Genomic DNA, 14,537 nt, shown 5'->3' with positions numbered 1-14,537 from the left:
CGGTGGATAACTCTTTTATAATGAGCATATATTGCCTACGACAATGGCAATTATCGGGGGTAAAATCAGTTCGTGACAAATGAGCTCGTTTTGGCGCCCGTACCGCCCGAAAGCAGGGAAGAGAAGCCCCTGCCCCTCACACCCGCCCAGGCTCGGCTGCGGAAGATGGTCCTCGACACCGTCCCGTCGCCGCACTCCAAGCGCAACTACGGGAAAGCCCTCGACGATCTGTTCCAATTCTGTGCCAGCCGGCCTCTCTCCCGGTCCTTATTAATGGAGTGGCGGGCGGGCATGGAGTCGCTCTCGCCCTCCACTATAAACGTTCGGCTCTCCGCCGTCCGCAAAATGATCGGAGAGGCGCGGAAGAACGGCTTGCTCGGGGCCGAGGAGGCCGCGACCCTGACCGAGGTCCCCAACATCAGTCAGAAGGGAACCCGGCTGGGAAACTGGCTGAACCGCGAGCAGGCCAAGGAGTTGCTGGCTGTCCCCGACCGCACGACGCTCAAGGGCAAACGCGACTACGTCATCCTGGCGCTTCTGGTTGGCTGCGCCCTGAGGCGGAACGAACTGGCCGAGCTTGACGTCGAGACCATCCAACAAAGGGAGGGGCGGTGGGTCCTGGCTGACCTGGAGGGCAAGGGCCGGCGCATCCGTACCGTCGCCATCCCGATCTGGGTGAAGCACGGCATCAATGCCTGGATGACTGCGGCTGGGATCGAAGATGGCCGCCTGCTTCGCTCGGTTTCGAAGTCCGGGAAGATCAATCGCGACACGTTGAGCGACTGGGCGGTCTGGTCGGTAGTTGAACAGTCATCGAAGCAAATCGGGATCGAGCACTTCGGCGCCCACGACCTCCGTCGCACCTGCGCGAAACTGTGTAGGAAGAACGGCGGGGATCTGGAGCAGATCAAATTCCTCTTAGGGCACTCCTCGATCCAGACCACCGAACGGTATCTGGGGTCGGAGCAGGATATCGAGATAGCGGTCAACGATAACCTGGGACTGTAGGCTCTCATGAGCGCCGTAGGTAACATGTAGAAGAACTTCCAAACATAGCAGATGAGACCCGAACAGGAACAAATCGCGGCTTGGCTTGAGGAGCAGTCAGCCACGCTTCACACGGCATACGTCCTGGCGCTACAACTTCTGTCAGACCTATCGACTCCTGGCCGAGCGCAGATCATATGCCATGTAGGCAGAGATCTCTGTACTGGACTGCTGGAATTACGAGATGTCACCAAGCGCCCACGGGCCGATACGAACAGCGTTCTTCAGGAGATTGAACCCGAATGGGCAAAGGGAGGATTCGATGCGATCGATACCGCAGAGAGAGTTGATCCAGCCAGCGTGTTGCAGCCGACGGTGTCGGACGACGTGACCATCTCCCGTCATCTCGTCAAGCTTCTCCAACGGTTGATGGGGGAGCATCGGCTCGGTTCGATCAATCAGGAAGGGCAGGCAGTGGAGATGTTCGTAGGAAGCAATCCGGAGGCAGCTAAGCGTCCAGAAGTGCTGCGGCCTATGTCTCGGGAATGGGTCAAATTACGAAGATGGTTCCAACAGTATGCACATTTCGGAGTCCACCAGACGACACCTGTCGAGGAAGAACTTCACTCGAAGTTCGCAATGCTGGAGAACTATATTCTGGGCATCAAACGCACTTTCTACGAAGGAATGGAGGGCTTGGATGAAATCCTGGGCGAAGCCAACTCCTGAACTCGTCGCGCGTGCCATAGCCGGAATGCTACATCCGGAGCAGCAGCGGTATTTCTTCGATCGTCTGGAGAATCCTGAGTGGATCGAGCCGCTGCGCAAAGCGAAGTTCTTCGTGGACCAACCGACGCCGGAGCAGGACGAGAATTGGGTCCGCTATTACCTCTGGCCGGCCAGCCGGTATTTGTCGCGAATGGCGGCACTCGAGCCGGAGCTCGTCGCTGAGATCATGGCTGGCTTTCCTGCCACCGATAACCCTTATGTGATTCAGGATATTCTCACCGCGGCGGCCAGCATGCCAGCGGCATCTGCGGCCAAACTCGCCGAGGCAGTAGCCCGCACGGCTCCCAGTGGCGGTTTCGTTGGAATGGATCGCGCGGGAGAAGTAGCCGCGAACCTCGCCCGGGCCGGGCAGGCTAGTGCATCTCTTAAGGTGCTGGATTCTGTCCTTGAGGTCGTCCCCGACACGAGGCCGTCAACGATCGCATCAGGACGGGAATACCGGCGTGAGGCACGCACCCGAATCCGATCGTTTGATTATGGGAATATCCTACACACCTACGGTCGGGAGCTGACAGCAACTTTGGGAGCGAAGTACCTCGAACTCCTGTCCAAAAAACTGGTGTTTGCGCTGACACAGGAGCATCCGTACGATCGCAAGACGCGCCGGCCGGTAGAGGACTATTCCTATATATGGCGACCTCTTCTCGAGTACGGAGATTCGCGGGAAGAGGCAAAGCAGCTTCTAATCTCCGGTGTGCTCCTGTCTGCAGAATCCATGGCATCGGCCGGCGCGTGGAATGATGCGTTGCAAGTTCTTCAGCGACAACCCTTCATGGTATTCGAGCGAATCCAGTTCTTCTTGCTTGCGAAGTATCCCCAACTTGACCTGAACCTTGCATCGCAGAAGTTAACCGATCCAGAACTCTTCCATGACTATGGCCTTCGTCAGGAGTTCAACGAACTCGCTCGCGCCACCTTCCCACTGCTCACAAAGGACCAGCAGGAATTGCTGTACGCACTTATCGACAAAGGGCTTGAGAAGGAACTTCTGGTGGAGCGGGGATTGTCCCCTGAACAGATCGAGCGGGCTGTTCATCAGTGGAAGCTCGAGCGTTTCGAACCGATCCGTGATCACTTGTCAACCGAACGCCTCGAACAGGTCGCGGAATTGGAAAAGGAGTTTGGCAAGGCAACAAAGTTCGAGAACCGAGTCGTTCGCGGCGGGGCCGTGGCTCGTGGGGCCGCAAGCCCCGCTTCCCATGAAGAGCTGCAGTCGATGACCTTCGATGAGTTGCTCGCGTACTTGAAATCCTGGTCGGCGGACTTGCGCACCCCTTCGGACCGTCACATCAGGGCCTAGCAGGAGAATTGACGAAGGCAATTGCGGCGAACCCCGAGCGTTATCTTGATCGCCTCGATGATTTCAAGACGCTTCAGCCCACGTATGTTCGCGCTGCGCTGCAGGGATTTCGAGAGGCAACAAGAAATCAATCCACACTCGCCTGGAGACCTCTGCTCGCCTTGGCGGAGTGGATATGTGAACAGCCCTTGGATGTAGCGGCCGAGACGAATGAAGGTTATTGGGATGCTCCCGATTCAGGCTGGCATCCGACGCGATTCGCAATCATCGACATCCTCGAGGACGCGCTGCAGAAGGATCTGTTGCCGTTCCCTGAACAGAAGACGGCATGGCAATTGATCGACACTCTGGCAAATGACGAAACCGAGTGTCTCGACTACCGCGACGAAGCCTCGCAAGAGAAGGACGTCTGGACCTACTCCTTGAATACGCTCCGCCCCAGAGCGGTTCGTGTTGCTCTGAACTATATCGAATGGCTGAACAAACACCTGAAGGAGGAGGGAAGTTCCGTTCAGGCGGTTGCTGAGATCGCTCAGTTCCTCGATCAGCACCTCGATCCTGACGTGGAAAGATCTCTCTCCGTGAGATTGATCTACGGAGAGATGCTGCCGTTCTTATGCGCGGTCATGTCGGACTGGGTTGCCGGTGCTGTGGACCGGATCTTTCCGGATCAGCCTGATCAGCAAACCTTGCGTGATGTAGCCTGGGGCGCTTATTTGGCTGCGAATCAGGCATACATCGATGTGTACCGATTGATCGAGCGTCAATATCGCGGCGCGATTCAGATCGGGGATGACACCCGGAAACAAGGGAAGAGTCATCTGCTGGAGCGCCCGAGCTCGATGTTGAGCCACCATCTTGTGCAACTGTATTGGTGGGGGAAGCTCGACCTCAGCCAAGGTTCTGTCCTTAGTGAATTCCTTGCGACTGCCAGCGATAGTGCCTTGATATCGATGTTTATCTATGTTGGACGATCATTGTCGGAAGCCCAAGAGCCCGTGGCTGACGAGGTTATTGCCCGCCTAGAGGTGCTCTGGGATTACATCCTGGCCTCCGAAAACGCCTTGAAATCCGGCAAGGTCTTTGCCAACTTCGGATGGTGGGTCAATACATCGTATTTCGACGATGCTTGGATCCTTGACCGGTTGTACGCAAGTCTGGTGCTTGCGGAGGGCGGCTTCGAACCCGTTCTCGAAGCCTTGTCGAGGCTTTCCAGACTGGCTGAGACCTATCCCAAACTCGTCCTCGATTGCACACGGATGATCGTGCTCGCGCAACGCGAATACCTTGATCTCTGGACTGTCGATCTGAACAATATCCTCAGGACGATTCTTGGATTGGGCGACGTCGAGCTTTCAGCGGAAGCAATGGGCCTCATCAACGAGCTCGGAAGCCGGGGGCACCTGACGTATCGTGCACTGCTGAAGCCATCCGGAGCTAGCCATGAGAGCCCGAGCTAATTCCAGAGCGGAAGCTCTTCCCACCCTGAAGGAAATCCTGCCTGCGCGATGTTGGTGTGCGCTGTAGGAATGAAGGTCGCTAGGTGAGCCCTCAGCCGCCCCCCAATCTGTCGCGGGATCTATTCCCCTCAAGAGAAACTGGAGAAATGCCGCTGTCGAATAGATGTGCTGTGGATTTGGATACGCTAGAAGGTGATCGAGCAACGGGATCTCGCGGGGCCTGGGAATGGGGGACAAGTCTCCGAGTGAACGGTTCCAAAGGCGGCCGTGATGAGCACAAACATTCCGGACGTTATTGATGTTTCTTATCGAGGCAACTAGAAGATGGGGGCGCGCCAATCGATGCCGATGGGCTAAAACCTGCCTATCAGCCACCTTCAAACCGCTCAGGAGCCAAGACAGTAGTCCGAAATCCCACAACTCAGCCTCAATCCATACAGGAGGCCGACCAGTGTATTTGTTCTTGAAGTGCTTTATGAACTCATCGGTAGATCGCTGAAACGCAGCTTCGGATCGTTGTAGCCAATCTTCGTAGTGAGTACGGCCGGTGCGCGGAGATCTTTTCTTCGTGAAATCATCATGGAGCTGCAGCGGGTCACGATGCGCGAAACGGTCCCGAGATCCCAACAGGTGGGCTATGTCTACTCTCAGTGCGACTTCAACTCTTTCGATCGCATCCAGGAAAAGAAGGCGAAGCTGCCGATCAAAAACATACAAATGGGTAACCTGCTCAAAGGTCGTCCCGGTGCGAAAGTTATCCTCAACGATGATCTGCTCTTTGCCGGTGACCGGATGAAGAATCGGTTTGCCGGTCAGCGCATGCCTAAGAATGTGGCTTTTACGAAAGGGATACCAGTAGCCCGCTCAGGCGGTAGTAGCCCATTCTCTCTAGATAAGTGGTGGCAGCAGGGATGTCGGCAATGGTCATCTCGCGACTCAGGAGCAGGGCAATCTGCTCAGCGACTGATTTATATGGCTTGTCGTAAGGATTAGAGAAGGGTGCGCTGGTGCCCATAAAAGGAAAACCGACCCTTACGCATAGCGAAGAAGGGCCGGTCGTATTGTTTCTATTATCGTCCGAAACGGACGATGAAGTCAATTCTTTATCGATAGCTTTGCACATTAAGGGTAATACTCCCGAGAACGTCGCCATATGGAATATGGTCGAGAGTCAACTTCAACATTCATGACGTTTCTACCAAAGACATGTCTCCTGGAGGTACCAGAAAGCCTTTGTGACTGGGATATAGCAACGGATCGATCACTTCGGCGCCCCGACCACCACCGTCCCGGGCCAAACTCTGCCGGAAGACGATAGCCTTGGCTTGTAGGCTCTTTTGGTGAGCGACTCTATTTGTCTGGGCGAGGCCTGAAGTATCTTGGAATGATTCTGCAAGATATGGCCTGGTGGAAGGAACGCCGGAATAATGAATCGTCGAGTCTGCTCCTACGATATGTTCGCCGTCCCTGACCCTTCCTTCGTCCTTAAGGATACGGTTGGAGAGATGTACTTCTGCAATTTGCGATGCTTCTGTGTCTGGTCGGTGCAGTTGGCTACAAGGCCGAACCTTTCTGAAGAAGATAAGACGGGTGCCTATTCGCTGACGACTCCATCGGGTGAAGAACATCAGTTCGCTGGGATTGTGGATGTGGCGCGGTGGGCGACGGCCAATGCTTTTGGATAAAGGGCTTCGGGGAGTCGTATGGTACTCCGCCGCAACTTATCTACTTCGATGGTTCAAACGGCAAGAATAGCGAGAAAGTTGTACCGCTCCTGCCGGTGCGTGTGGTGCTCCACACTCGCAGATCGCCTTGCAGTCTTTCAATAAGTTGAGCAGACACCCACATTCCGAGGCCGGTTCCCGTCTCATTTTTGGTCGTAAAGAACGGCTCGTAAATCTTGGCAAGCGTCTCAGTATTCATTCCAGTACCGGTGTCGACAATGGTAGTGCGAATGCCAGGGCGCTCTCGATCGCGCCAATCGCAAGATGCGCTTACTCGAAGTGTAAGCGAGCCTCCCGATGCCATCGCATCGATCGCGTTCACGATGATGTTTGCAAAAATCTGACGAACATCTCCAGCCAGGCACAGAAGGGGCGGCCCTTCTCTATATTGGCGGTGAACTGAGATATTATGGGCCAGGAATTTTCCGTTGAAGAGCACCAGCAGAGAATCCAGAATCTCAGCGATCTGCACCGACGATGGAGCTGTAGATTGCCGGTAGAACTTGAGTGTCTGCTGCGTGATGTGGGACACGCGGCCTACCTCCTCGAGCGCCTGCCCTACATATGTTTTTGCCTCTGCTGCATCAGCGCCATTCGAGGCGAGATAAAGAAGATTGGTGATCGCCTCCAACGGATTATTGATCTCATGCGCAATGGACGCCGCCAGACGGCTGGCAATGGCCAGCTTCTCCGACTGGATGAGCGCGGCTTCGATCTTCTTGCGTTTGGTCATATCAGTGAGCGACAAGAGAATCAGAGGTGCCGCATCCGGCTCCTGCACCATATAGCGCCCACTGAGCATGAAAGATTTCCAGCCGATGCCGGGGAAGTCGTATATGACTTCATGGTTGAAGAAGTTTCTGTCGTGCGGCAGGATCTCCTCCAGCAGAACTCGCAGGTCGGGTTTATTCCACTGCCCATCTCCCAGGTCATAGACGAGGTGATTCAGGGTTGTATCTGGCTCAACTTCAAAGGCTCGATAGAACGCTTGATTTGCCATCAGGATACGCAGGTCGGCACTCAATACAAGCACAGGCTCCGGCATGGTATCGATAATGGACTTGGTAAACTCTGCCGCAAGTACCAGTTCCTGATTGCGCTTCTTGATGACATCGATATCCATCAGGACCAGGACCGCGCCATCGATCCGATTATCGAGTGTCTTGTAGGGTCTTATCTGCAACCGATACCAATGGCCTTGCTGATCCTGCACCTCTCGTTCGAGGTTCACCACATCCCGGAGAACGGTTGTAAGCAGAGGCCTCAAATCGACATTGAAATCCGGCCTGATATCGGTGATGGAACGCCCGATATCGGAGGGAAGCACTTTGAAGACGGTCTCCGCCGTAGGGGTCATGCGGCGTATACGCAGGCCGCCATCGACCATCACAATGGGGATCACGGTGCTTTCCAGCAGGTTTTTCAGGTCGTTTCCGAGCAGGTGCAGCGTGGAGTTGTTGCTGTTCAACTCGTCGTTGACCGTGGTGAGTTCTTCATTGGTGGCTTGCAGTTCTTCTTTCGAGGTCTCCAGCTCCTCGTTGGTGCTTTGCAGCTCTTCATTCGTGGAGAGCATCTCTTCGTTTGTGGACTGATAATCTTCGCGGAGCGCTTCCTGTGCCGCCAGATGTTCCTTGAGCAGAGCACGTGCGGCCTGCAGTTCGCGCCTTTGCTCAAGAAGCTCTCTCCGGACCAGGCCGCTTGTCTTCAAAGCTCCCGACGGACTCCTTTTGTCATGGATCTCGCTGGGAGAATCTGCCTCCTCGAAGAGGATGAGATAACACCGCCCCATTCCGGTCGCCGGTTCGTCCATGGGGATCACCGACAGATGCACCACACGCTTTTTGCCGCTATGGTCCAAAGGGACGTTCTTTTTATGGACCGTAACAGCCTTTTTCTTGCCGAAGCGATGGCAGTGCGCAGCGCGATAGCCAGCTCTTCACGCACCATGTTCAGTATGTTGAGATTGGCCCGCCCGGACGCAGGCTCCAGATAAGGACTCGTTCGCCCACGGAATTGAAGAATTTCGAGAGCGTCGTTAACGATCACCCCTGGCGGCGCACACTCCTTGAGGATAATTCGATCTGCGACCTGCTGCAGCTCCGCTTCATTCTGGCTCGCACGGCTGATGGGCTGCGCCTTCGTTGGTGGCGATGCACTCGCCTGTATGGGGGTCCGACTCGTCTTGAGCTGCTGCTGGCGGTGATTGCCAACCTTTTTAGAATAGATCTTGTTCTTCTTATTCAGTGGCATGAACATCTGCGGATAAGAGGCTGCGCTCTCGGCGCTTCCCAACAGCAGAAAGCCGGATGGATTCAAGGCGTAGTGCAAGGTCGAGATGATCTTTTCCTGCAGCTCCGGTTGAACATAAATAAGGAAATTCCGGCACGAGATCAGATCCAGGTTTGAAAAGGGGGATCCTTGGCGACATCCTGACGCGCAAAAACACATAGATCGCGTACCACCTTGTTGACCCGGTATCCGCCTGCCTCTTTCGTGAAAAACTTTGCGACGCGGTCCGCTGAGACATTCTTCATTGCGCTTTCGGGATAGATGCCGGAGCGGGCTTTCGCAATCCCCTTCTCATTGATGTCTGTCCCAAAGAGCTGAATGCGGAGGCTACTAGCTTTTGCACCCAGAAATTCCAGCAACGTAATCGCCAGCGAATACACCTCTTCTCCGCTGGAGCAGGCAACTACCCATATGCGGAGGGTTTCTTTTCCCTTCTCTCCAACAATCGCCGGATAGATCGTACTTAATAGGTCGTCAAAGACCTCCGGGTTGCGGAAGAACTCCGTTACGGGAATCAGAACATGATTGGAGAGCTTCGCCACTTCTTCCGGATGCTCTCCGAGATAGGTCAAATACCCAGCAAGAGAAGCTATCCTGAGAGCTGCCATGCGCTGCTGCGTGCGGCGATGAATCGTGTTGGGTTTGTATTTACTGAAGTCGGCGCCTTGCGAAGTGCTCACCAGGCTCAAAATTGAATTGAAAATGTGGTCATCGTCCTTCGGCTCTTCGTGCGAATCCGTCGACTTCCTCCGGAGGGTGGGATGAGTGCTCATCCACGACAGTTCCGCCGCGATCTTCTCAGGAGATAAAACGAAATCGATGCAGCCGGATTTAATGGCGCTCCGAGGCATGCCGTCGAACTTGGCGGTTTCGGGGTCCTGGGCGAAGGTCACTCCACCTTCTGCGCGAATCGCTTCAACTCCCGCAGTACCGTCCGACGCCGTGCCTGAGAGGATGACGCCGATGGCCTGGCTCTTGCGTACCTCCGCGAGAGAACGCATGAAGATGTCGATGGGTAGATGCTGCTTGCGGTCTATCACTCGCGGCATCAGCCCAAAGTGGCCATCCGTGATGGAAATATCCACGTTGCTTGGCATCACATAGACGCGATTCGACTCGATTCTCATCGCGTCGATCGCTTCCAGTACAGGTATTTTGGTCGCCCTCGAAAGCAGCTCTGGCAAAATGCTTCGGCGTTTAGGGTCGAGGTGCTGAATCAAAATGAATGCCAGAGCGATGTCAGTGGGGAGAGCACGCAGAATCGCCGTAAGAGCTTCCAGACCGCCTGCCGATGCGCCGATCGCCACGACTGGAATGTCCGGCGATACACTTTTAGGCGGTGGTCTTTTTACTTGGGAAGTGGGCATTCGACACCGGTCCCTCCGGGACCGTCGTGCGTCGGAAACAGTCGGCTCGATCCTTGTTGGATCAGTAACCTCCCCAAGTGTACGCCACCCTTGACATTCGAAACCATGTCGGATGACACAGATCGAACCCGTGTGTTCGCCTAAAGGGGATTCGCTGTAAGCTAGGCTCTTGATGAGTGAACTGACTTCAACCCATGGTTCTCCAGAGTCCCTTTTGATAGACGTGCGAGGCCTGATCGCAGAAGCACGTCGTCAGACGGCCGCAGCCGTCAATATTGGGCTTACGGCATTGTACTGGCGCATCGGCAGGCGGATTCAGGCGGAAGTGCTTCATGACGCCCGCGGAGCCTACGGAGAACAGATTGTCGCCACACTGTCGCGACAATTGGTTGCGGAGTTTGGTCGTGGCTATACCGAGAAGACCCTACGCCGGATGATCCAATTTGCAGAGGCGTTCCCTGACGAAGCAATTGTCGCCACACTGTGGCGACAATTGAGTTGGTCACATTTTCGTGAACTGCTTCCGCTCGTCCAGCCTTTCCAACGCGAGTTCTATGCGGAGATGTGCCGTATAGAAGGTTGGAGCGTTCGAACACTGCGGGAACGGGTCAACTCCATGCTCTATGAGCGCACGGCATTGTCCAAGCAGCCGGACGCGCTGATTCGCCAGGAACTGACTGCCCTCCGAAATCAAGGGGAGGTCACGTCGGCTCTTCTTCTGAAAGATCCTTACGTGCTCGACTTTCTAGGCCTGGCGGACCGCTTTCAGGAACGTGACCTTGAAGAAGCGATCCTGAGGGAGCTTGAGACGTTTCTCCTGGAGTTGGGTGCAGGATTCTCGTTCGTGGCACGTCAGAAGCGGATTCAACTTGACGGGAACGACTTCTACATCGATCTACTGTTCTACAACCGAAAGCTCAAGCGGTTAGTCGTCGTCGAGCTCAAACAGGGTAGCTTCAAGCCAGAATACAAGGGCCAGATGGAGCTCTATCTGCGATGGCTGGCGAGGTATGAACAAGAGATCGGAGAAGAGCCGCCAGTTGGCATCATTCTCTGTGCCGGGAAGAATACAGAGCAGATCGAACTGCTTGAAGTGGAGCCGCTGGCATCCATGTGGCCGAATACCTGACTGTTCTCCCGCCTCCCGATATTCTTCGACAGAAACTCCACGAAGCCATCGAGACAGCCCGCCTACGCCTTGAGACTCGATCTGAGGATGCAGAACCCAGTGCAACCGGGCCTCAATGCGAGCAAGAGCTCGGAAGAATCGCCAAAAACTAAGACAGAAAAATAGTGGACGGAGCCGACAAGCCCCGTCCACCCGAGCGGTGACGATTATTCGTCGCCGGCTCCGTCTGTTGGGTCATCAGCGGTCTCAATCTTCGAGAGCCGCTTCATGCTGGTGGCGTGGATCTCAGCGATCCGGTGCTTGAACGTGGTGCCCTCACTCTCATCCTCGACATCTCGATACCGCAAGGTGCCTTCAAGTGTGATGAGCTGCCCCTTTTGGAGAGTCTTGGCGAACTTCGAGAGATTCCTCCAGGCATAGACGCGGTGCCATTCGGTGCGATTCTCGTAGTCGCCTTTGTCGTTCTTCCAGCTCTCCTGGGTTGCGATGTTGAGGATGACGTACTCTTTGTTGTTCTGCGCCGTTTTGGCTTCTGCGTTCTGTCCGAGGCGACCGATGAGGATGACTTTGTTGAACATGTGTTTAGCTCCGTTTCTTTTGGTTTGTCCGCTGTCTGCGGTACATGCTTGCCCAACGGGTGTGCCGTCGCGACCCACTCCTCGGCGACTGGATCGAATCTGCGGAAGGGGACCACAGCTTGCCTGGGGGCAGGAGTCCGCACCTCTTGAGAGGCGCGCAGCGGATTCTGGGAAGGAGAGCGTGCGTCCGAAGGGCGGGGGTGTTTTGAGCGCGGCACGCTGAACGCAGATAGAAAGGCAAACCGAAAGGGAGCCGCCCTGCTCAACGGCCTCTCTCATGGCGCGAGTTGCAAAAGCCAGCTCAGACACTAGAAGTGTCATTTCACAAGCAGGAGGAAAAATGACAAGGGCAGATGCAACGTCAATGCTCATCGCTCGGCCCATCTCCTCGCCTTCTCCATGGTTCTCCGGATGTAGGCAGCTCGCTTGGAAGGGCTGGGATCGCGGGAGAGGTAATCGTCTTCAAGGACACATCCGATCCGGTTCTCGGTCATGCCATTGGCAAAAGCGGCGACACAGAAAGCGATGTCTGCGGCGGCAGGACGGTCCTGGTACTTGGTTGAGCTTCGGAATCGCTCAAGAGATAGGTTCGATAACCTCGGTCCCCTTCGGGGAGAAAGAGAACTTTGCAGACGCCTCGCTGCGTGTTCCTGCTCGCGGGCCTCGTAGATCGTCGTTATCTCTTGCTCGAAGGCCTCCGCCATCGGGTACTGTTGTCCACTGTGGCTGTGCAGACGCACGAAAGGGAAGAGGCCGTCCGACATTCTGTATTTAGGTTTGCAGTTCGTGAAGCCGGGAAGCCGCCCAAACCTCCTCCAGTCCGCCGCGCTCGGGTCAGCGTCGTAACGGTCGGCCAATGTCTGCGCGGCAAAGGTTCCGAGGAGCTTCGGGAATACTCTTGGGTGCTTGAGCCACGCTTGAAAGTTGCCGGCGCTGGTCTCGACAACAGCACATGGGTTGAAGCCATCCGCCGCGAGCCTCGCAAGCGAGGTCTCGTGGAGATCGTCGAGGGTGGTGAAACGATGCTCGCCCGATGGACGAATGTAGATGTGCGAGCCGTGGGCATTGCGGTACTTGAGCAGAGGAAGCCTTTCGAGGACCGCCGCGGCCGAAATGCTGTCGAGTCCAGGAAGCATCCCCCGGTCACTCAGGACACCGACATCGTAGAGTGGTGCCTCAATCGCCGTGAGCAAATTGCGAACTGTGGATTCTGTTCTATCCATCGACGTCATCCTTGAGATTTGTTTCACCGTGGGAGGGGAGCGGGGAGGGAAAGGCCCCGCCGCCCGCCTTGTGTGGGCGAAGTTCATACCATCTACCCACTAAGCGAGATGAGAGGGGCACTTTTTGACACCATCGGGGGCATTTTTTTTGCGAAGAGTGGGGTTGCAAACGCAACCCCTCGGATTAGAGAGGTTGGCTTCCAAATGGAGGATCTTTCTGCCTCTGTGAGTTTGTCCTGTTGCGTGGCTGACGTACGTCAGACCACGGCGTCGCTCTTCGCAAAAACTCCCGATGTGCGGCATCAAGCGTTAGCCTCGCCTGATGTAGATCAAAGAGAGAGAAGCAAGTGGAGCATCCGCCCTTGATTCCGCCGCGTCCGTCTCGCTCCGGGTTGTAACGCGGATGCCGTTCGCACTTCGCCTTCACCCGCTCGGCGACCTTGAGTTTGTAGTTGAACTGAAACATGATCTCCTCCTTTTGGAAAAAGAACGGGAGCCGGTTAGCTGACTCCCGTTGCGGGTTAGGCTGCAACTAGCTTCTTAGCCGTCGTCTTCTTCGCTGCGGTCTTCTGAGCGGCCTTGGTCGGTGTGGGTGTCTTCGCTTTCTTGGTGGCTGTCTTCTTGGGCTGCGGGGAGCAAAAACGGCCTCGGCCTCGGTCAGAAAGTCGATTTCGCTTTCGCGTGGAATGGGTGTGTGTCCCGTAAGGACAAGCCGGAGAGCAAACCCCGTGAGCTTGTCATCGGGTTGTCCGTCGATGGTGGATAGCAGAAGCTCTTCGGAGCTTCGCTCGTTGTTTTCGTCGTTAGCAGCAAGGTGTTCGGCTACGTCATCGAAGGCATAGGGGTCGATACTGACAAGGGCGCGAAGAAACACCCTCAACTGCACTGCGCTGAACATGGCCGGGGCCTTGTCGAGAATGCGGTCGAACTTGGATACACGCGCTTTATGCAACTTCTCCCTGCGAGCGCGTTCGGCTTCATGCTCCTTCTGTTCCCGCTCGAACTGCTGTTTTCGCTCTTCGGCTTTCCGCTCCTGCTCCTGCTCGTACTCCTTTCGTTGCTGTTCGTAGTTGCGCTGGCGTTCCTCGGCCTCTTCCTCTGTCTCGGCTTCGGGCGCGCGGGTGCCATTGTTGGGGCGGGATCGGCGGCCTGTTCCGCCGCCGCTCGTGGATCGTGTACAGGGCAATCATCGTCCGTGCATACGGTGAGAGTGGTTCCTACGCGCTTGCCGTAGACGATGATTGCGGGCTTAGCGGCTGCGCACGGCGAGGCTGGCTCGGCGTCCGGGTTCTTGACTACCGTCTCGATTTCACGGAAGTGGCCGCGCTGAACGGCTCCGGGTCGCTGCTCTCTTGCGTTCCTCCATCCGCTCTCGATCTGGATAAGCTCGGGACGGGCTGCAATCTCACGGTCGATGTGGGCGGTGAGCTTGATTTGATAGCAGGGTCCGGAGAGGCATTATGTGGAATCAGGGCAAATGGCAAGTATTTTCCGCTGGCTCGCCACCGGCGCACTCCCAGCGTGAGGAGAGATCATCGTCAAGGAAGTATTTGCCTCATTTTTTTGATCAGTGGATTGTCTCTGAGTTGCCGACGACTCGGAAGTAAAGAGGAAACTTGCCTTGTCATTGTCTATATGACCTGAAGTTGCTCGAGTATCCAGCTTCGGAACTACTACTGGCAATTCCTATG

General features: G+C 55.6%; 13 protein-coding genes and 1 pseudogene. 6 read left to right on the top strand and 8 right to left on the bottom strand.

Translation table 11 applies throughout. From position 1 onward, the window contains the following. The first annotated feature begins 90 nt into the window (after positions 1-90). The 4 genes from RBB80_RS33620 to RBB80_RS33605 are packed head-to-tail and all read left to right on the top strand — an operon-like array spanning position 91 to position 4,536. Positions 91-1,008 carry a tyrosine-type recombinase/integrase gene (locus RBB80_RS33620; RefSeq protein ID WP_433970226.1) on the top strand — a complete coding sequence of 306 codons (918 nt, stop codon included), beginning with the start codon at positions 91-93 and terminating at the stop codon, positions 1,006-1,008. Positions 1,009-1,059: 51 nt separating this feature from the next. Beyond that, positions 1,060-1,716, top strand: a complete 657-nt coding sequence (locus RBB80_RS33615) for a hypothetical protein (RefSeq protein ID WP_433970225.1) — start codon at positions 1,060-1,062, stop codon at positions 1,714-1,716. After that, entirely contained in the window at positions 1,688-3,076 is a 1,389-nt protein-coding gene (locus tag RBB80_RS33610; RefSeq protein WP_433970223.1) for a hypothetical protein, read from the top strand. Before RBB80_RS33615 ends, RBB80_RS33610 begins: the two co-directional genes overlap by 29 nt. An 8-nt stretch (positions 3,077-3,084) precedes the next feature. Next, a complete protein-coding gene (locus tag RBB80_RS33605) occupies positions 3,085-4,536 on the top strand; it encodes a hypothetical protein (RefSeq protein ID WP_433970222.1) in 1,452 nt (483 codons plus the stop codon). Here the strand turns inward: RBB80_RS33605 and RBB80_RS33600 are convergent. Next, positions 4,432-5,337: an Abi family protein gene (locus RBB80_RS33600; RefSeq protein WP_433970420.1), complete on the bottom strand. Its 906-nt coding sequence runs from the start codon at positions 5,335-5,337 to the stop codon at positions 4,432-4,434. The two genes, RBB80_RS33605 and RBB80_RS33600, sit on opposite strands and share 105 nt — an antisense overlap. Positions 5,338-5,963: 626 nt before the next feature. Between RBB80_RS33600 and RBB80_RS33595 the strand changes: the two genes are divergently transcribed. Next, complete coding sequence (locus RBB80_RS33595; RefSeq protein ID WP_433970221.1) at positions 5,964-6,221, top strand: hypothetical protein; 258 nt, start codon at positions 5,964-5,966, stop codon at positions 6,219-6,221. 40 nt (positions 6,222-6,261) lie between these two features. Here the strand turns inward: RBB80_RS33595 and RBB80_RS33590 are convergent, their stop codons facing one another. Genes RBB80_RS33590 through RBB80_RS33580 form a run of 3 tightly spaced genes read right to left on the bottom strand, consistent with a single transcriptional unit; the run spans position 6,262 to position 9,916 of the window. Next, positions 6,262-8,118 (bottom strand): PAS domain-containing protein, encoded by a 1,857-nt coding sequence (locus RBB80_RS33590; RefSeq protein WP_433970219.1) that lies wholly within the window; start codon positions 8,116-8,118, stop codon positions 6,262-6,264. Continuing rightward, positions 8,076-8,708, bottom strand: a complete 633-nt coding sequence (locus RBB80_RS33585; RefSeq protein WP_433970217.1) for a CheR family methyltransferase — start codon at positions 8,706-8,708, stop codon at positions 8,076-8,078. Before RBB80_RS33585 ends, RBB80_RS33590 begins: the two co-directional genes overlap by 43 nt. Beyond that, entirely contained in the window at positions 8,651-9,916 is a 1,266-nt protein-coding gene (locus RBB80_RS33580; RefSeq protein WP_433970216.1) for a chemotaxis protein CheB, read from the bottom strand. Before RBB80_RS33580 ends, RBB80_RS33585 begins: the two co-directional genes overlap by 58 nt. A gap of 172 nt (positions 9,917-10,088) precedes the next feature. Here RBB80_RS33580 and RBB80_RS33575 point away from each other — a divergent pair. Next, positions 10,089-11,197, top strand: a pseudogene (locus RBB80_RS33575) (PDDEXK nuclease domain-containing protein). Between the two features lie 54 nt (positions 11,198-11,251). Here the strand turns inward: RBB80_RS33575 and RBB80_RS33570 are convergent. From RBB80_RS33570 to RBB80_RS33555, 4 genes are all read right to left on the bottom strand, one after another. Next, positions 11,252-11,623: a single-stranded DNA-binding protein gene (locus tag RBB80_RS33570; RefSeq protein ID WP_433970215.1), complete on the bottom strand. Its 372-nt coding sequence runs from the start codon at positions 11,621-11,623 to the stop codon at positions 11,252-11,254. A gap of 368 nt (positions 11,624-11,991) precedes the next feature. Further along, positions 11,992-12,846 (bottom strand): RepB family DNA primase, encoded by an 855-nt coding sequence (locus RBB80_RS33565; protein ID WP_433970214.1) that lies wholly within the window; start codon positions 12,844-12,846, stop codon positions 11,992-11,994. A gap of 184 nt (positions 12,847-13,030) precedes the next feature. Further along, on the bottom strand, positions 13,031-13,312 hold the full coding sequence (locus tag RBB80_RS33560) for a hypothetical protein (protein ID WP_433970212.1): 282 nt from the start codon (positions 13,310-13,312) through the stop codon (positions 13,031-13,033). Positions 13,313-13,378: 66 nt separating this feature from the next. Further along, positions 13,379-14,032 carry a hypothetical protein gene (locus RBB80_RS33555; RefSeq protein WP_433970211.1) on the bottom strand — a complete coding sequence of 218 codons (654 nt, stop codon included), beginning with the start codon at positions 14,030-14,032 and terminating at the stop codon, positions 13,379-13,381. Between the last annotated feature and the right edge of the window lie 505 nt (positions 14,033-14,537).

Source organism: Tunturiibacter gelidiferens (assembly GCF_051013345.1).
Classification (GTDB): domain Bacteria; phylum Acidobacteriota; class Terriglobia; order Terriglobales; family Acidobacteriaceae; genus Edaphobacter; species Edaphobacter gelidiferens_A.
This window is presented reverse-complemented; position numbering and strand designations above follow the sequence as displayed.